The sequence below is a fragment of the Natronobacterium texcoconense genome (assembly GCF_900104065.1).
Classification (GTDB): domain Archaea; phylum Halobacteriota; class Halobacteria; order Halobacteriales; family Natrialbaceae; genus Natronobacterium; species Natronobacterium texcoconense.
Genome location: NZ_FNLC01000001.1, coordinates 716,582 through 732,987 on the forward strand (window position 1 = coordinate 716,582; position 16,406 = coordinate 732,987).

Here is a 16,406-nt window from a genome sequence, read left to right on the forward strand (position 1 = left end):
TGACAATCGTTAGTTCTAGCTACAGCAACTATTAAGTAATTTAGATTAGAATCGGGGCATAATGTTTGAGGAAAAGAGTGTAGAGGAGCAGGTTTCTTATCTAAAGGCCTGTCTGCCCCTCAATCAGTTTAATAATGTAGTAGAGGGGCACTCTTCTTACAGCGAAGAAACCGTCGCCGAACTGATCGAGGAGGGAAAGAGAGCTCTACGGCTCCAGATGCAGAACGGGAGGGACTACTGGAAGTACCTGAAGGAAGACGGTCAAGCAGACATCGTAAGCGACGATGACCTATTTCAGAAATCCTATCGTGAACTAGCGTATTATGCAGTCGCGATGAATAATTCGGGTTTAGAGACATCGCCAGTTCCCTTCGAGTTCACACCCGGCCATGAAGTCACACAATTGATCGAAGACGAGGAGCACACGGAAGAGCAGTTAAAGGAGAAGATCATCGAAAACGGCGGCGACGACATAGAAGCGGCCTTCTCAACTGTCGGCCGAAATATTTGGGATGTCCTTGGAGATCATCCGGAGATACGGCTCGCTCATTTTGAAGACCAGGATCACATCTATCTAGAGTTTTGGATGAGGGCTAAGACGGACAGGGAATTTCACGAGCGAAAGGGCGAGTTCATTGAGTTCCCGGTGTTGAGGAAGATTGACTGCCGTGTCCACCTGGACGACGGACTGATCGAGATCCGTGGCAGAAACGAGAGAGAAAGAGACCGAGAACAAGTCCTAGAGTATGTAGAACATCTGTTTGGGAACACCACTGCAATCACCGTAATGGAAGATGATCTCGACATCACCGATGATACGATACGCCACTTCATGGATCTGCCCGAGTTCGTGACTATCCCGCACGCAAGCAAGGCCGGGACAGCCCGATCAAACTGGACTTCAGATTCCGATGTCAGGGATGATAGCGAATACCCGGATCACAGGCCACACAACCACGGAAACCTGGTTTTCAACCTGGACTCCGTAGGGAGGGTAAGTTTCCAGCTTTCCGCAGATAACGACTCCTTCAGGGTATTCAAACACAATATCACGCCTCAGGAGCATCAACAAGTCGTCGAGTTCATATGGAGGAATATCAATGCCGCAGATAACTGAACACGACTTCTCCGATCCCTCGACAGTAGTGTCTATCCTCAATGAGGGCCTTCACGGGGGTTTTATAGATAAAGGATCGCTAAGCGATGAAGAGATCCATTTTTGTAAAGTCACAGACTGGATCGAGAGCGTTCAAAAGTTCAAGTGCAGTTCCTGTGGAAAGTGGCACACAGCTCCTCACGGCGAGGAGAAATGCCTTCGGACCCGAGAACCTGTTGAGCCGAGGACCGCGAAGACAGGATTCAGAGTTACGGCAGGCTCACAGCTTGATCTCGAGATTTCGGACGATTACAGCCTGTATATCTACGAGTACTCCTCTTCCGTGGACACGACGAAGCTACCATATAAATCGATAGTCTTTACGCCTGACCTCGACGAGATGGTGTTCTCGGATAGAGCAGGAAGCACGGTTCTGTTACCTCTATCCGAACTCCCCACCTTTGTTGATGAATCTTCCAGAGAAAACATCATATCCGATATAAACCAGAAAAGGAAGCGGCTGATAGACTGGGAAAGCCTGGACTCAGGAGGTGATGACTTTGAAGAGATTATCTTTCGACTTGTGAAAAGAGATGATAACTATTTCAACGAAAGTTGGGGAGGAAGCGGCCCCGATCAAGGCAAAGATGGGTTCTGCTCGATCGATTTGGGCGGTCGAGAGACCCGGGTACTCGTCCAGGCCAAGTTCAACAATAACGGGGACGCCGTGAATGATCGCCAACTGGACAAGTCATGCCGTAAAGCCGACAGACACGACTGTAGCGGGGTGATCATCGGTGCTGTCAAAACAAGCGGGGATCTAGAATCCGAAGTCGAGAGGGGAACATACCAAACTCAAAAGGTGCACTACCTGCGGATCTGGCCTGGCCCTGAGATCAAGGAAAAGCTATCCGAGCATCCGGACCTCATCGCAGAATACTTCCTAGATTAGCTGACGTCTATCCACGTTCTCTTTACAGGTCAATTGGTCTATTGACGCCCTCTCTTTAGAACCAGGTTAGAATGCTTTTCTAGAAACCCTGTCCGCAGGTTTGAACCAGGTTTGAAAATAGCGGCGACTATACACCGTATGGTGATTACCTCGAGGGTGGTGTGATGACTACCGATTCGCCTTCCTTTAACCGTTTTACTTCCTCCGGTGTTAGGAAGACAGTGGCTCCAAGCAGGTTGCCTCCTCTATCCTTCCATTCGTTGATTTCGTGGTCGATCGTTGATTCTCACCTCCCGTTTTAGAGATTCAGGGTTTTGATACAGTCGAGGTACTCCTCCCGGGCCTCACGGCGGTCGACTCGGGTGTAGATGTCCATGGTCTCGCCGTTGCTGTCGCCGCGGATGTACCGGAGGACGTGGTCGCTTATCCCCTGGTTCCGCATCAGGGTGGTGAAGACCGTCCGGTAGGTGTGCGGGGTGAACTTCTTGTGGAAACGGTCTTCGCCTTCCTGCATCACTCCGGCGTCGACCGCTGCCCTGCGGACCGCTCGCTGCACCTGTGCCTTCGATATCCTGTCACCCCGTATCGATACGAAGAGGTAGTCCGAGTCCTCGCTGGAACGGATGAACTGGAACCGTTCTACCACCCGTATGGTTTCCTCGTCGACCGGGACAACGGTCTGTTTGCCGCCTTTCCGTTTTCTTAGGCGGATGAGCCCCTCCTCGAGCATGAGGTCGTCCATCTCGATCTCCAGCGCTTCGCTCAAACGGCACCCGGTCTTCGCGAGTATGACTGCGATGGTCTTGTTCCGGGGATCAGGGATGTTGTGGATGATCTTCCGTCCGTTCTCCCAGGTGGCGCAGTCGGGCCGTTCCCGGTACTGTTTCGGGATCTCCTCCATCACGACCGCTGCAGGGTTACCGGTGATGCCTTCGAACCGTGGCCGTTTCATGGCGTAGCTGAAGAAGGCCGACAGGCTCTCGAGGTACCGCCTCTTGGTGTTCTGGCTTACGTCACGTTCTCCCAGCAGTGCGATGTACTCCTCGATGTGTTTCACCTCTGTTTCCTCCGGCGATAACTCGGGGAAGTACTCGTGGTAGAACCGTTGAAGTATCCGGCTGTACTCGTTCAGTGTCCTCGGGCTCCGTCCAGTGTTGTGTTTCTGCTCGATGAACTGGTTGATCTCATCGTGCTTGTTCTCGTAGACCGTCTCGTACCAGTCGTCACCCATCTCGATCACCGTCCTTGAGTTTCCAGCCGTGTCCACGGTTGTACTCCACTTCTTCCTGTGAGGCGAGGAAGTAGAGCTGATCCTCCACTGGTTTCCGGATCATGTCGTCCAGTGCACCGGACTCGACGATCTCACGCATGATTTTGTCGAGCGTCTTATACCGGTAGTCGAGGAACCGGTAGAGGAACTCAGGGTCGTCGATCTGTACGTTCCCGCTGTCCCGCTTCTCTTTCCTATCCAACTGTTTCTCCAGGGTTTCGATCCGCTGCTCGAGTTCCTCTATTTGCTCCTCGCTCTGGTGGTGGGAGAGGAACCCTTCCTCGCGATACGCGCGTGCCTCTTGGATCAACTCGAAGAGGTAGGTACTCAGGGATTTGTAGCCCTGGCTCTCGACTTCTTCCTCCCACTGCTGTTTGGCGTCGTCGGAACAGTAGATCTGGACCTTCGTGGTCGACTCCGAAACACCGGTCGAGTCCTTCCAAGTCATCTCAGCACCCACCTCCTTCCGCGAGGTATTTTATGGTACTAGTACAGTTCAATATTTTTATGTCTAACTTCAGTACAGTTCTCGTTGAGTGCCGAGGCCATCGATTTACATGTACGAAATTAAAATATTCGCATGGACCAGAATATCTAACTATTCCTGAATGAATTGGTGGATATGTCCGAAGAATGGCCGGTATGGGGTCAGAACCCTTCTCGCACGGGACATGACCCAGCGCTTACCCGCCCACAGTGGCCGGTCAGAGAGGAATGGCGACACGATTTCGCCGGGAGAGTAGCGTGGGACGCACCGGTCGTCGATTCGAGGGGGAATCTCTTCGTGCACGTGAAAATGACGCAAGTCGACGCGCCGAATTTTCGATCGATCAGTAGTAACGGGTCGTTGAACTGGGCACTAAAAACGAGCCCTGGGTGGGGGCCATGTGCTCCACCCCCAGCTGTCCCTGACGATCGAGTCATTCTTCCTGATACACCGGAGGCTTGGGTCGTGGAAAGCGATACTGGCGGCCTGTGTTACCGGACGAAGTTGCACCCATCCGGAGTCACCTATCCGTTTCCCGTCGTCGCTGATGGGCGGATTCATACCGGATTCCAGACGTTCTCTCTGGAGTCGGGCGAACTACTGTGGAAGTATGACTCAAATGGACCACAACGAGTTATTGTGATACCAGAAGGGGAGGAGCGCCCCTATCCCGACGGTCCAACTGGCGTCGCACCAACCGTCCGTGACGGGACCGTCTACGTCGCTGGAACCCTATACGACGGTGAGATTCGATTCCAACGCGAAAACTCCGAGGAGGAAGGTAGCACGGAGGAACGTTCATCGCTCGTTTATTCTGGCGAGGCGGATGGATCGTATCATGACGAGTACGACGAGTGGGGTCACATCCATGCACTCGATGCAGCCACTGGTTCACTCGAGTGGAAAACAGAGTTCGACACGGCAATCAGGGCCATGACCCCACCAGTGGCCACCAACGATGCTATTTTCGTCGTCGACAGCGAACCACGGCTGCACGCACTCGACAGAACAGATGGAGAAAAACGCTGGCACGTACCGTTCGACGTCGAACTCATTAGTGGGTGGCGGCCAGCCGTTGCAGATGGCTGTGTGTTTCTCTGTGCCGGGAACAAAGTCTATGCATTCGACGCGCTGGACGGGGCAGAACTGTGGCAACTGGCATTCGATACCCAGTTAGCTGGTCCTCCGGCGATCGCCGATGGCGTCGTTCACGTGAGCACCTCAAATGGGATGGTCGCAGGTATCGGTGTCGATGGTGACAGACGGTGGCAACTCAAGGTCAGTGAGAGTCTTCGAACGGGGCCGGTCGTTACAGACGGTCGGCTGTACGTTGCTGGACACGAACTTATTTGTCTCACTGGCCATGCGGATTGACAATCTCTATGTACTCTATCACATTCGAGTCCTGGTAATTCGTCAGGGTTCCAGTGCTGAGGCCACCGATTTACCATTACCGCAGTGATAACGACGACTACTTTTCTGCCGCTATGACCAGCGTCGGCGGGATTCGGGCCATACGGTCCGGCTGGAAACCCCCGAATTCGGACTCGTACTTCTCTGGGTCCTCATACCCCGGTTCGCGAAGTTCTTCGATCGAAAATCCGACCTCGAGCAGCGCGGTCACAATCTCACTGACCGTTCTGCGGTAGACGATCATTTCGGCGTCGAACTCCTCGCTGTATTCCCTGCGTGGTGAATCGGTGAAATAACTGACTGCCAGTTCACCAGTTTCCGGGTTGAGGCACCGATAAAAGGGGTGGTCGACACTGAAAACGAGTTTTCCGCCGGATTTGAGGACACGATGCGCTTCCGAGAAACAGGACTGGATATCGTTGACCCACTGGAATGCAAAGGCGGAAAACGCCAGGTCGTACGAGGCATCCGAAACCATCGGCATGTCAGTCACGCTCGCCTCAATGAGGTCGATATCCTCGTCGTGTTTGTCCGCGAGGTCACGAGCGTGTGCGAGTTGGTTTTCGGAGATATCCACACCAGTCACCTCGGCACCTGCTTTCGAGAGTGCGAGGCCGAACTGGGCCCCGCCACAGCCAAGTTCGATCGCTCGTTTCCCATCAATGTCACCGAACAGGCCGAGGTCGTCACCATTCGGTACCCCGGGGCCGAACGCGATACCGACCTCTGTCTCGGCCTCGTCGTATGCTTGCTGGAACGTATCTGACCAACTTTCCCACCACTGTTTGGCTTTTTGTTCTGCCCGTTCGAGCGACTGCTCTGATTCGGTCATCGTGTCTGTGAGACTGGGGCGGGGCAAATATAATGGTAATCTGTAGAAGAATACAGTAACCAGACAGACAAACTGTCAGCATTCCATTGAATACGGCGGAGTTACAACCGCTCAGTATGGGGAACAATGATTCAGCGAGTGAGTCTACCGAGAAGGGGAGGGGCTCGCTTGACATCGAAATACAGTCATCGGCGGCTGTATTCGAGACGCTCGGCAATGAGACGCGTATCGAGATACTGGAAGTACTGGGTGATCCTCCGGGCGAGAAGATGTCGTTCGCGGAACTGTACGAGGCGGTTGCGATGGACGACAGCGGTAATTTCAATTACCATCTGAACAAACTGTTGGGAACGTTTGTTCGCAAGGAGGACGGACAGTACCTGTTAAGTCACGCTGGCGAGCAGGTGTTCGGCTCCGTTCAGGCCGGCACGTATCAGGCAAGGGCCACTGTTGAACCCACAGCAGCGGGGGGAACCTGCCAACTCTGTGAGGGCGAACTCATTTTCGAGTATACACAGGAGCTAGTCAGGGTGTACTGCGACGAATGTGGAGAGGGTCGCTCGTTCCCGTTTCCACCGGGATGTCTTCCAGACTACGATATTGCGGAACTTCCAGCGGTCTCGGCGCGCTGGTACCGAACACATGTGAAACGCGTTCTCGACAGATTTTGTCCACTTTGTGCAGGCGAGATGACTGGACAACTGATACACGGTGTCAACGAAGATAGCGACCCACCAGAGCCATCATTGGCTAGATTTACCTGTACAACGTGTGGAAAGCAGGTACATCTGACTGGTGCAACGATTGCGACGTTCCATCCTGTTTTCGAGGGATTCCTGTTCGAACATGGATTCGATACTAGGGGTGGTCCCCATTCTGAGGTCTGGGCTGCTCTCGACAGCACAACTGAAGCAACACACACCCGTGACCCACTTTCCGTGGAAGTGACCTTCACTCACGATGGAGAGACCGTGACCGGGTTCGTGGGAGCAGATGCGTCACTGACGAACGTCGAGAGACAGTACTGACACTACGTTGGAGGTACTGGTACATCGTATAGGTTCGAGTGCCGAGGCCACCGGTTTACACGTACTAACTCCACGCTCACGATACGGTACTATCCGGTAGTGCCAGTATTAGTTTCAGAAATTCTAGTTGTAGCGGTTGATCGATCGGATCTCGTGTGAGCAAGACGGAAGTAGCGGTTAGTGTGGCCTGTGATAGGTTTATTTTTCCTCGCGTAGTCGATCGTTGTATCTCAGATAGTAGAAACGTTTCGTGGGAGTACAAGATTGTCAGACCGGAACGGGGCGTAGCGCTGAAAGAGGCCGGAGACCCGGAGTCGACGTTGAACGAATTTGGAAAGCACGGGTGGGAGCTAACCGAAACGATCGACTACGTCGGCGGTGGGACGAAGTATCTGGTACTCAAGCGTCGACGGGGTGCGACGAGTGAGTGATCGCTCGAGCGGGACAGCGGATACGATGCGTGATCGGGCCAACGAAAGTTCGCTGAAAATATGGCTTCTGTTGGTCGCGAATCGACTACTCGTCACGACGTTCCTCGCGGGTGCCGTCTTCGCCGTGTTCGTACTGATTGGGTCGATCGATCCGGCTGTCGCCGTGCTTCTCGGGGAGCGTAGCGTTATCGAAACCATCTTCGGAACGATGATCAGCGCGCTGATCCTGGGGGTAACGCTCGTCGTCGCAATCAATCAGCTGATCATCTCGCAGGAGAACGGACCGCTCGGAGACCAACACGAACGGATGAGTGACGCGATGACTGTTCGGGGGTTCGTCTCGGAACTCACTGAGAGACCGTTGCCGGCAGAACCGGCCGAATTTTCACGTGATCTCATCGTCGCGACCGAATCGAGGGTGGAGACGGTTCGTCGAACGATCGACGCAACCAACGAGCCGGAGCTCGAGTCGGAGGTCGATGACTTTCTCGACAGTGTACTCGAGAACACCGAACACGTGAAACGAAAACTGGACGGCGCAGAGTTCGGAAGGTTCGGGGTGGTGTCTGCGCTCCTGGATTACAACTATTCCTGGAAGATCGTCCAGACGGAACAACTCAGGAACGATTACGGTGATGTATTGAACGACGACCAACTCGCGGCGTTGGACGATCTGCAACAGGCGTTCGTTCTATTCGGGCCCGTGCGCGAACACATCAAGACGCTGTACTTCCAGTGGCAGTTGATCAACCTGTCACGGCTTATCCTCTACACTGCAGTCCCCGGAATCGTCATGGCCACGGTAACGCTGGCGTTCGTCGATTCGACGACGGTTACCGGACAGACGATGATGATCGAAAACCTCGTCTGGGTCATCGGAGCCGCCTTCACACTTTCGCTCGTCCCGTTCCTGCTGTTGACCGTATACATCCTCCGGATCGCCACCGTCGCGAAGCGAACGCTGGCGATCGACCCGCTCATCCTCCGGAACGTCTAGAACGGGGCAACGCTTTCGGCACCTAGCGGAACCCCGTTCTCTTTGTGTCGACTCTCGCCGATAGTGACGCTAGGGTGACACTCTCGAACAGCAATATCGGAGTTACGTCGAATCTGACCAGCATTAACTCGAGTGAGCGGGAACGCCGAGAAATTCGAACGGTTCGGTGCTGTCGAGTTCGTCGGCAACATCTCCGGCGAAGACGTTTGCCTGGTTCTCGCCGAGGGGGAGCGTCCGAGTGCCAGTATCGGGGGAGAAGTCGATCCCGTCGAGGCCCAGCCAGAAGACGTTCGGCGAAAGCGCGGATTCGAAGTAGTAGCGTCGATCCCGGTGATCCGCGACGGTACGCCAGCGAGTCGAGGAGATATTGGGTTCGTCCGACGTGCTGAGCCCGTATGGGACGGAGACGTTGCGGATCGCGCCAAAGACGCTCGCCGTTGCCATCCGACGGTTCGCAGTCTGTGGAATCGCGTCGGCAAAGAAGCTGGCCCGAACGAATCGGTCGGCCGCACGATTCGTGCCCGGCAACATGACGGTGCCGCCGATCTCCGACCAGTATTCGTCGAGTGCGAGTTGCTGGTCGAACGGTGGGGAGTTCGTCATCACCTGGTACTCTCGTCCGTGGTGGATCGTCAACTCGCCGTCGACGTATTCGAAGACGGCGCTGTCTCCCGTGGCGTCCGACAGGGAGAGGTGCAGGGTGGCGAACCGATCTTCGTCCGGTATCTCCTCGGAGACGACGACGAACTCCGCTTTCCGGTGGTTCTCGACGGCTTCAGCGACCGTCCCGAAGTTGTCGAGGACGTACTGCGCCCACAGTGAAATCGCCAGTCCGGGTGTGTCGCCGTCCCACTGAGGATAGTCGGATTCTGAAAGCCACAGGAGGTTCGCGACCAGGCCAGCCTCATTCATCCCGTCGGTCGTGGCGATGTCGTAGGCGGAGGCGGTGACACTACCGTACTCCGCGGTCCACTCTATCGAAGGCGATTCAGTCGCGCCGGTTCGCTCCATTCCACGCGGGAACACCCAGATGTTGGTGCCGATCCCACCGTGCCAGTCCATCGTTCGACCGGTAATAACGGTATCTTCAGGGCCAAGATACACCAATCGCGTACACATTTACGATCGGCCTCTCCACCCTCGGCCGTTATGCGTTCTAGAACCGAACATGAGCCAGTCGTACCTCGAGCAGAAACATAAATCGCGACCGGCTCGAACTGGAACATCTTGACTGGATAGGTGTTTCCCCCTCGAGTGCGAGGGCGGAGGTGACGACCGAATCACCACGTCTGCCAGCTCGGAGTCGACGAGTTCGGCGATCGGCAGCTGCCGTCGAAACGGTACCGGCTGACGTACTGACTGCAACCCCGATCGAACGGGGAAACATCCAATACCCCACTTGCCGACTGAAACACACGTGAGCGACAGTTCGCGGAGACAGTTCTCGCTCGTCGGATTCGCCGTCGCCATCGTGACGGTGTCCGTCGGTGCAGCGGCAGGGCTGGCGCTGGTACCCGTTGCCGGTTCCTTCGTCGGACTCTTCGTCGGCGGATTCCTCGCTGGTATGGCCGTCGAGGACCGCCCGCTGCTCGAGGCGGGCGTCGCCGCTGCCCTGGTGAACCTCGGGATCCTCGCAGCCGGCGCGGGTATCGGGAACGGGATCGTCGCCGCGGTAGCTGCACTCGGTGCGATCGATCCCGCGATTCTGCTGGTGTCGGTCGCACTCGGTGCTGCTGTGGGTGCGTTCGGCGCGCACTTCGGCGACGACCTGCGGGATGGGTTGACCGAACCCGTCGAGGATGCCGGCACTCGAGTCCCTGGTCCTGACTCCTACTCGTCGCCTGTAACCGAGCCGTCGGCGTCTCACGCTGTCGACGACGCTGACGACCTCGAGCCGGTGGCCGACGAAACACGGGAACGGGAACCGGCCGACTCCCGGGACGACGTCGAACTGGACCGGAACTAACGCGACGGTTCGTTTCGGGTTCCGGATTTATTAACACCGCCATCGAAAGAGCGAGCGTATGGGGAGTCGCGAGTGGTCTCGGCGTGATATGTTGAAATCCGTGGGGACGGGTGCGCTCGGACTCGGCGTCGGAGCCGCCGTCTACCACTGGCTGGACCAGTACATCGTCGGCACGCGGTCGGCCGACGGTGCGGCCGCGGTCGCGGCCGTCTCGGACAGCGGGACGGACCGGATCGACCTCACCGAGCACACGTCGCTGAAATTGGTCCGGGGCGTCTTCTCTCGGGACCGCCTCGAGTCGTTGCGCTCCCGCGACGACGTCGCGTTCGTACAACCCGACCACATCCTGACGCGCGTCTCCACGCAGGCCGAGGACGGGACCGCACAGACGCTTCCGTGGGGAGTGGATCGGATCGGCGGCGACGTCGCCCACGCGGAGGGTGCGACGGGATCGGGCGTCGACGTCGGTGTCATCGACCACGGCATCGCCGCTGGCCACGCCGATCTGGAGGAGAATCTGGCGGATCCGGACGTCGAGACCAACCACGAGTCGTGGGTCGACTGCCAGGGGTGTGACCAGCCGTGGGGGGACGACCTCGGGCACGGAACCCACGTTGCGGGGACCATCGCCGCCGGAGACGGCGACGGCGGCGTCGTCGGCGTCGCTCCGGACGCGACGCTCCACGCGCTGAAGGTCTGTGGCGGGGCGGGTGGCTGCCGCACCTCCGCGATCGCCGAGGCGATCCGGTATGCCGCCGACCAGGAGTGGGACGTGATAAACCTCAGCCTCGGCTCGGGCCAGGCGTCGCCGGCCCTGCAAGCAGCCGGGCAGTACGCCCTCGAGTCGGACGTCCTGCCGGTCGCGGCCGCCGGCAACTACGGCCGACCCGACTCCGTCGGCTACCCGGCTGCCTACGACGAGTTCGTCGCCGTCGCCGCGACGGACATCGACGACGAACTCGCCGGCTTCTCCTCGACCGGGCCCGAGGTCGACATTGCGGCCCCGGGAGTAGAGGTCTGTTCGACGGTCGTCGACGGTTACGCCGCCCAGAGCGGGACCTCGATGGCGGCACCGCACGTGACGGGTGCCGCCGCCACGCTGCTGGCCGATGGCTACACTCCGACCGAGGCTCGCGAGCGACTCCTCGAGACCGCCGAAGATCTCGGGATGGCCGACACCGACCAGGGGGCAGGTCTGGTCGACGTGGCGGCGGCCCACGGGTACGAGTCTGGCGACGGCACCGTCGATCGACCGCGTTGTCCGTCGTGACGGTTGACTTTCTCCCGGGCGATCGCTTCCACTCGACAGGTTCGACGCCCGATGGCTGATACGGAGGTGTCTCGTGGATCTCGAGGCGGTGTCGCGGACACTGCAGTACCATATCCTGGAACACAAGCTGGCGAACTACCCGTGTGAGACGCGACTATCGGCTCGTCGCTGCGTTCCGACAATCGGTCTCCTCTCGAGAGAGAAACCGAAACCCGACGACGAGACTATCTTCGCCGAGTTCGCTGTGGAATCGTAGTTCGTCTTCCGAATCGATCCACGCTATGAAAAGGAGAAAACGATCGAGTTGTCAGTCCCCTCCCGTTTTGATCATTCCTTCCTCGGCCATGTACCGCGCGATGTACATGCTTCCGAACACGGCGGCGATGATCACCACGTAGATGGGATCTGCAGGGAGGAACGCGAGCAGCCCCATCTCGTAGATGATCATGAAGACGAGTGCGATCGAGAACGCGACGAGCAGGACTTTCGGATAGTCACGGCCGAACTGTGCGAGGATCGCGCCGAAGATGGCTGGAACGAGATAGGTCTCGAGAGCGGTCTGCCATATCGCCGGAAGCGCCTGGAAGAGGCCGACGAGGGCGAACGCACCGATAGAGAGGATGATGATGTTGACGAACATCGACGCCCCGATGCCGAGCGTCGAGATGATACTGCCCTGTGGCGTTCCGGTCTCGACACCGGCGCTTTCCTGTGCGGCGGCGGAACACGGAAGCCGCAGGTTCGAAATGTTCCCCGAGAGGAAGGCCATGTAGGTTCCTGGCATGCCAAGTACGGGATAGTACGAGACCGGTTCGACGATCCAGAACGCTGCGAAGGCGGCAGCGACCGACACGAACCCGCCGATGATCGCGCTCACCGGCGGGAGGATTTCGAACACGCCCAGTAGCACCAGTGCTGGACCGAACGAGAGGGCTGCTGCGAGGAGGTTGGTTCGTCGCCCCCACTTGTTGATGTAGGGGAGGAACTCCGATTCGAAGACGTCCGCTTCTTCCTGTGTCGCTTTGCCTCTTTCGTTGTAATTTCCTTCTTCAGCCATTGTTACCAGAAGGTTCCGACGGTCAGTTGGAGAACCATACCTGCCAGGAGGCCGACGATCATAGCGGTTCCGAGCGCCCACTCTCTGATCCACTGGATATCGTGCTTGTCCGCGATGTGCAACAGTCCCAGCATCGTGACGCCACCGAAGACGACCGCCATGGTCCGGGGCGTTCCCTCGACGACTTCGTCCGTCGCGAGGTACGAGAACGCCCCCAGCATTGCCGCGGACGTAATCACTGGCAGGAGCGATTCCTTGCCGCCAGCGACTTTTTGGCGGATGTTTTCCATTTTGGGGGTGAACAGGCCGGAGACGAGCAACCATCCTAGCGCACCCAGCGTCATCGTCCAGACTGCCGTAGCGAATGCGGCTTCGGTGATTCCTTCGTCACCGAGACTGTACCCGAGCTGGCCGACGCCGAACTCGGCGGCCGGGATTTCGAACATCACCGAACCGATCACCGACAGTCGCATCCAGGCCATCGGTCCGCCCACGGTCGCGATAAGCGCCAACATTCCGACCAGAACGGCGACTGCCGGTCCGATGGCCGAAATCACACCCGATCGGATTCCACTCTTCATCTGCTCTTCCGACAATCCCATCTCCTTGCCAGTCTTCCAGGCACGACGCATGAACAGTGCTGCTTGAACCAGGACCAGCAGGACGACCGGCAGGGCAGCCAACCACAGCCACTCGCTGTTCGCGACGTCCATATAGGCCGGTGCGTGATTCACGAATGTTACCATGCTACACTGGACAATTGTTAACGCTGTACTATATAAATGAGGGGATATGGTTAAGAAAACAAGATGAGACGGTAACCCCGGAACAGGCCGATATCGATGGTATACAGGCAACAATGACCGTATTGACTTCATACGTATCTGTCGCAGTCTCATCCGAAGTTCGAACGCGGTTCGTCGCCTGACTCTCCTGAATCGCTGGATGAACTTTTTGGGTCATAACTTCGAACATCATGTGTGTATGGGAGTAACAATCACAACCCCCGATCGAAGTCGACTCGTCGACTTGCGACGGACGTTCCACGAGTACCCCGAACCGGGCTGGTGTGAATTCTGGACGACGGCACGGATCGTCGACGAGCTGGAAACGATCGGCGTCGACGAGATCCACGTCGGACCGGACGCGATGGATACCTCCGAGCGACTGGGGGTGCCGGACGAAGCGGAACTCGAGGACTGGTTCGAACGAGCCAGAGACCGCTACGACGGCGACTCCGACGTCTTCGACAAAATCGAGGGTGGGAATACGGGAGCCGTGGCAGTACTCGAGCGAGGTGAGGGACCGACGGTCGGTCTGCGCGTCGACATCGACGCCCTACCGATTACTGAAGCGGATGGAGCGGACCACGACCCGACCGAAACCGGATTCCGGTCGGAAAACGAGGGGTTCATGCACGCCTGCGGGCACGACGCTCACATCACGTTCGGACTGGGAACCCTCGAGGCAGTGAAAGACAGCGACTTCAGCGGGACGTTCAAGGTCTTCTTCCAGCCCTCCGAGGAATTGCTCGGGGGCGGGAAGGCGATGGCGGCGGGGCCACACATCGACGACGTCGAGTACATGATCGGGACCCACATCGGGCTCGGCCACTCGACCGGCGAGGTCGTTGCAGGCGGGAGAGGGATGCTGGCGTTGAACCGAATGGAGGTCGCGTTCGAAGGCGAATCCTCTCACGCCGGTCTCGCTCCCAATGCGGGGAGAAACGCTGTCCAGGCCTTCGTAACGGCTGCGGAGAACGTCTATGCCATCCCTCGACACAAGGAGGGCGCGACTCGAGTCAACGTCGGGCGTCTTCACTCGACTAACCCGGCCAACATCGTCGCCGACGAGGTCAGCGCAGAACTCGAGGTTCGTGGCGACACGACCGAGTTGATGGAATACATGCGCGACAGGGTAGAGCGGACACTCGAGTCGGCTGCCGAGATGCACGACTGCTCGGTCGACTACTCGCTCACCGGTGAGGCGATCCGACACGATTCCGACGAAGTGATGGTCGAACGTGTCGTGGATCTGGCATCGAAGATAGACGAAGTCACGGCCGCAACCCGATGGGCCGAGTTCGGCGGTAGCGAGGACGTCACCTATCTGATGAAAGAAGCAAGCGATAGCGGCGGGTATGCGACGCTGATCGTCATCGGAACGGACCATCCTGGCGACCACCATACGCCAACGTTCGACGTCGACGAAGAGAGTCTCGGCGTCGGTGTGTCGGTTCTCTCCGAAACTGCACTCTCGCTTTTCGACGATCCAGTCGGCTGATACGACGATTTTTATCGAAGCTACCGTTCGTCGTTCGCCAACTCGAGGGCCGCAACAGCCAGCGTGTTCGCCGCACTGTAACAGTCGTCCCAGCTGGTGTACTCGTCTTCGGTGTGGCTCTTGCCGTCTTCGCTTGTGGCAAACACCATCCCGGCGTCGCACACCTCGTGTGCGTGCGTTGCGTCGTGGACGCCGCCGCTGAATACGTCAGCCGCGTCGTACTCGAGATCCGAAGCCGCCGTTCGAACGGCGTCGACACAGCGGTCGTCGAAGTAGACTGGATCGGCGTCCGCCCGACTCTCGTGTTCGACCTCGATACCCTCGCGCTCGGCGGCTGCTTCGGCTTCCTGGATCACGCGTTCTTCGGCTTCGTGAAGGACCTCGACAGTCGGATCGCGGAACCCGTACGTAATAGTCGCTTGCTCGGGAATCACGTTGATCGAGCCCGGTTCGATCTCGACGGAGCCGACGGTGCCGACCGTTCGCTCGCCGAGTGTGGACGGGATGCGCCTGATCTGCGTGACGACGTCGGCCGCCGCGACCATCGCGTCGCTTCGGTGGTGCATCGGAGTCGCCCCGGAGTGGTTCGCCTCGCCGAAGAACGTGAACGCACCCCAGGTGAGCCCGACGATACCGGTGACGACGCCCACGTCTTTGTCGTTGGCATCGAGGTACGGTCCCTGTTCGATATGCAACTCCAGATACGAGTCGTAGTCCGTGGCCGGCTCTGCCGGCTCCGACCCCTTGTAGCCGATGCGCTCGAGTTCCTCCTCGACGGTGACGCCGTCTTCGTCGGTTGCCGCGTACTGCTCCTCGAGATCGTGAACGCCGGCCCAGACGCCGCTTCCCTGTAGCGTCGGCTGGAAGCGCGACCCCTCCTCGTTCGTCCAGTTGACGATCTCGATCGGGCGGTCGGTTTCGATATCGCGGTCGTTCAGTTCCCGGACGAACTCGAGGGCGGCGACGACGCCGAGTGCCCCGTCGTAGATACCGCCGTACGGTTGCGAATCGAGGTGTGAGCCGAGCAGGATCGGCTCGAGATCGCGAGCGCCCTCGCGCCGCCCAAACATGTTTCCGAACTCGTCGACTCGAACCGACAACTCGGCCGCTTCCATCTGATCGGAGAACCAGTCTCTCACCGCTTTGTCCTCGTCGGACAGCGCCAGCCGATGGAGTCCACCGTTCTCCGTTCCACCGATGTCAGCCTGTGTTTTCATCGTCTCGACGAACCGCTCGCGGTTCAATACGAGCGTCATGTTCGGACCTACGATTCTCCTGCCGATATAGCTACGGACGGTTCCGTCGATCGCTATCGGGCCGTGGC

15 protein-coding genes are annotated in these 16,406 nt (G+C 58.0%); 8 read left to right on the forward strand and 7 right to left on the reverse strand.

Annotated elements, in window-relative coordinates:
* The first annotated feature begins 61 nt into the window (after window positions 1–61).
* Both BLR35_RS03635 and BLR35_RS03640 read left to right on the forward strand, forming a co-directional pair.
* Window positions 62–1,117, forward strand: coding sequence for a hypothetical protein (locus tag BLR35_RS03635; RefSeq protein ID WP_090377514.1), 1,056 nt, complete (start codon window positions 62–64; stop codon window positions 1,115–1,117).
* Complete coding sequence (locus BLR35_RS03640) at window positions 1,101–2,048, forward strand: hypothetical protein (RefSeq protein WP_090377517.1); 948 nt, start codon at window positions 1,101–1,103, stop codon at window positions 2,046–2,048. Before BLR35_RS03635 ends, BLR35_RS03640 begins: the two co-directional genes overlap by 17 nt.
* A 298-nt stretch (window positions 2,049–2,346) precedes the next feature.
* Here the strand turns inward: BLR35_RS03640 and BLR35_RS03645 are convergent, their stop codons facing one another.
* The gene (locus tag BLR35_RS03645; protein ID WP_090377520.1) at window positions 2,347–3,279 is read right to left on the reverse strand and encodes a tyrosine-type recombinase/integrase; all 933 of its coding nucleotides are present in this window, start codon (window positions 3,277–3,279) and stop codon (window positions 2,347–2,349) included.
* Window positions 3,272–3,766 carry a hypothetical protein gene (locus BLR35_RS03650; protein WP_090377522.1) on the reverse strand — a complete coding sequence of 165 codons (495 nt, stop codon included), beginning with the start codon at window positions 3,764–3,766 and terminating at the stop codon, window positions 3,272–3,274. The genes BLR35_RS03645 and BLR35_RS03650 overlap by 8 nt, the downstream gene beginning before the upstream one ends.
* Window positions 3,767–4,114: 348 nt before the next feature.
* Here BLR35_RS03650 and BLR35_RS03655 point away from each other — a divergent pair, with 348 nt between their 5' ends.
* Window positions 4,115–5,179 carry an outer membrane protein assembly factor BamB family protein gene (locus BLR35_RS03655; RefSeq protein ID WP_342027628.1) on the forward strand — a complete coding sequence of 355 codons (1,065 nt, stop codon included), beginning with the start codon at window positions 4,115–4,117 and terminating at the stop codon, window positions 5,177–5,179.
* 97 nt (window positions 5,180–5,276) lie between these two features.
* Here BLR35_RS03655 and BLR35_RS03660 read toward each other — a convergent pair whose 3' ends face one another.
* Window positions 5,277–6,050: a class I SAM-dependent methyltransferase gene (locus BLR35_RS03660; RefSeq protein ID WP_090377529.1), complete on the reverse strand. Its 774-nt coding sequence runs from the start codon at window positions 6,048–6,050 to the stop codon at window positions 5,277–5,279.
* Between the two features lie 116 nt (window positions 6,051–6,166).
* Between BLR35_RS03660 and BLR35_RS03665 the strand changes: the two genes are divergently transcribed.
* Together BLR35_RS03665 and BLR35_RS03675 are read left to right on the forward strand one after the other, a co-directional pair.
* Window positions 6,167–7,078, forward strand: a complete 912-nt coding sequence (locus tag BLR35_RS03665) for a winged helix-turn-helix domain-containing protein (RefSeq protein ID WP_090377532.1) — start codon at window positions 6,167–6,169, stop codon at window positions 7,076–7,078.
* Window positions 7,079–7,501: 423 nt separating this feature from the next.
* Entirely contained in the window at window positions 7,502–8,506 is a 1,005-nt protein-coding gene (locus BLR35_RS03675; RefSeq protein ID WP_244510178.1) for a DUF7972 family membrane protein, read from the forward strand.
* Between the two features lie 123 nt (window positions 8,507–8,629).
* Here the strand turns inward: BLR35_RS03675 and BLR35_RS03680 are convergent, their stop codons facing one another.
* Entirely contained in the window at window positions 8,630–9,625 is a 996-nt protein-coding gene (locus BLR35_RS03680; RefSeq protein WP_090377538.1) for a linear amide C-N hydrolase, read from the reverse strand.
* A gap of 298 nt (window positions 9,626–9,923) precedes the next feature.
* Between BLR35_RS03680 and BLR35_RS03685 the strand changes: the two genes are divergently transcribed.
* Window positions 9,924–10,472, forward strand: coding sequence for a hypothetical protein (locus tag BLR35_RS03685; protein ID WP_090377541.1), 549 nt, complete (start codon window positions 9,924–9,926; stop codon window positions 10,470–10,472).
* An 88-nt stretch (window positions 10,473–10,560) separates the two neighbouring features.
* The gene (locus tag BLR35_RS03690; protein WP_244510179.1) at window positions 10,561–11,742 is read left to right on the forward strand and encodes a S8 family serine peptidase; all 1,182 of its coding nucleotides are present in this window, start codon (window positions 10,561–10,563) and stop codon (window positions 11,740–11,742) included.
* 307 nt (window positions 11,743–12,049) lie between these two features.
* Here BLR35_RS03690 and BLR35_RS03700 read toward each other — a convergent pair whose 3' ends face one another.
* A complete protein-coding gene (locus BLR35_RS03700) occupies window positions 12,050–12,799 on the reverse strand; it encodes a hypothetical protein (protein WP_090377550.1) in 750 nt (249 codons plus the stop codon).
* Between the two features lie 2 nt (window positions 12,800–12,801).
* On the reverse strand, window positions 12,802–13,512 hold the full coding sequence (locus tag BLR35_RS03705) for a DUF5058 family protein (RefSeq protein ID WP_090377553.1): 711 nt from the start codon (window positions 13,510–13,512) through the stop codon (window positions 12,802–12,804).
* A gap of 271 nt (window positions 13,513–13,783) precedes the next feature.
* On the opposite strand from BLR35_RS03705, the gene BLR35_RS03710 reads away from it, so the two are divergent.
* Window positions 13,784–15,082 carry an amidohydrolase gene (locus tag BLR35_RS03710; RefSeq protein ID WP_090377556.1) on the forward strand — a complete coding sequence of 433 codons (1,299 nt, stop codon included), beginning with the start codon at window positions 13,784–13,786 and terminating at the stop codon, window positions 15,080–15,082.
* A gap of 20 nt (window positions 15,083–15,102) precedes the next feature.
* Here the strand turns inward: BLR35_RS03710 and BLR35_RS03715 are convergent, their stop codons facing one another.
* Window positions 15,103–16,338 (reverse strand): Zn-dependent hydrolase, encoded by a 1,236-nt coding sequence (locus tag BLR35_RS03715; protein ID WP_090377559.1) that lies wholly within the window; start codon window positions 16,336–16,338, stop codon window positions 15,103–15,105.
* Between the last annotated feature and the right edge of the window lie 68 nt (window positions 16,339–16,406).

Excerpts from the sequence above, each read along its gene's own strand:
- BLR35_RS03715 (WP_090377559.1), bottom strand. The coding sequence starts at position 16,338 with ATGACGCTCGTATTGAACCGCGAGCGGTTCGTCGAGACGATGAAAACA.
- BLR35_RS03645 (WP_090377520.1), bottom strand. The coding sequence starts at position 3,279 with ATGGGTGACGACTGGTACGAGACGGTCTACGAGAACAAGCACGATGAG.
- BLR35_RS03690 (WP_244510179.1), top strand. The coding sequence starts at position 10,561 with ATGTTGAAATCCGTGGGGACGGGTGCGCTCGGACTCGGCGTCGGAGCC.
- BLR35_RS03635 (WP_090377514.1), top strand. The coding sequence starts at position 62 with ATGTTTGAGGAAAAGAGTGTAGAGGAGCAGGTTTCTTATCTAAAGGCC.
- BLR35_RS03665 (WP_090377532.1), top strand. The coding sequence starts at position 6,167 with ATGGGGAACAATGATTCAGCGAGTGAGTCTACCGAGAAGGGGAGGGGC.
- BLR35_RS03660 (WP_090377529.1), bottom strand. The coding sequence starts at position 6,050 with ATGACCGAATCAGAGCAGTCGCTCGAACGGGCAGAACAAAAAGCCAAA.
- BLR35_RS03700 (WP_090377550.1), bottom strand. The coding sequence starts at position 12,799 with ATGGCTGAAGAAGGAAATTACAACGAAAGAGGCAAAGCGACACAGGAA.
- BLR35_RS03650 (WP_090377522.1), bottom strand. The coding sequence starts at position 3,766 with ATGACTTGGAAGGACTCGACCGGTGTTTCGGAGTCGACCACGAAGGTC.
- BLR35_RS03680 (WP_090377538.1), bottom strand. The coding sequence starts at position 9,625 with ATGTGTACGCGATTGGTGTATCTTGGCCCTGAAGATACCGTTATTACC.
- BLR35_RS03705 (WP_090377553.1), bottom strand. The coding sequence starts at position 13,512 with ATGGACGTCGCGAACAGCGAGTGGCTGTGGTTGGCTGCCCTGCCGGTC.
- BLR35_RS03640 (WP_090377517.1), top strand. The coding sequence starts at position 1,101 with ATGCCGCAGATAACTGAACACGACTTCTCCGATCCCTCGACAGTAGTG.
- BLR35_RS03710 (WP_090377556.1), top strand. The coding sequence starts at position 13,784 with ATGGGAGTAACAATCACAACCCCCGATCGAAGTCGACTCGTCGACTTG.
- BLR35_RS03655 (WP_342027628.1), top strand. The coding sequence starts at position 4,115 with ATGACGCAAGTCGACGCGCCGAATTTTCGATCGATCAGTAGTAACGGG.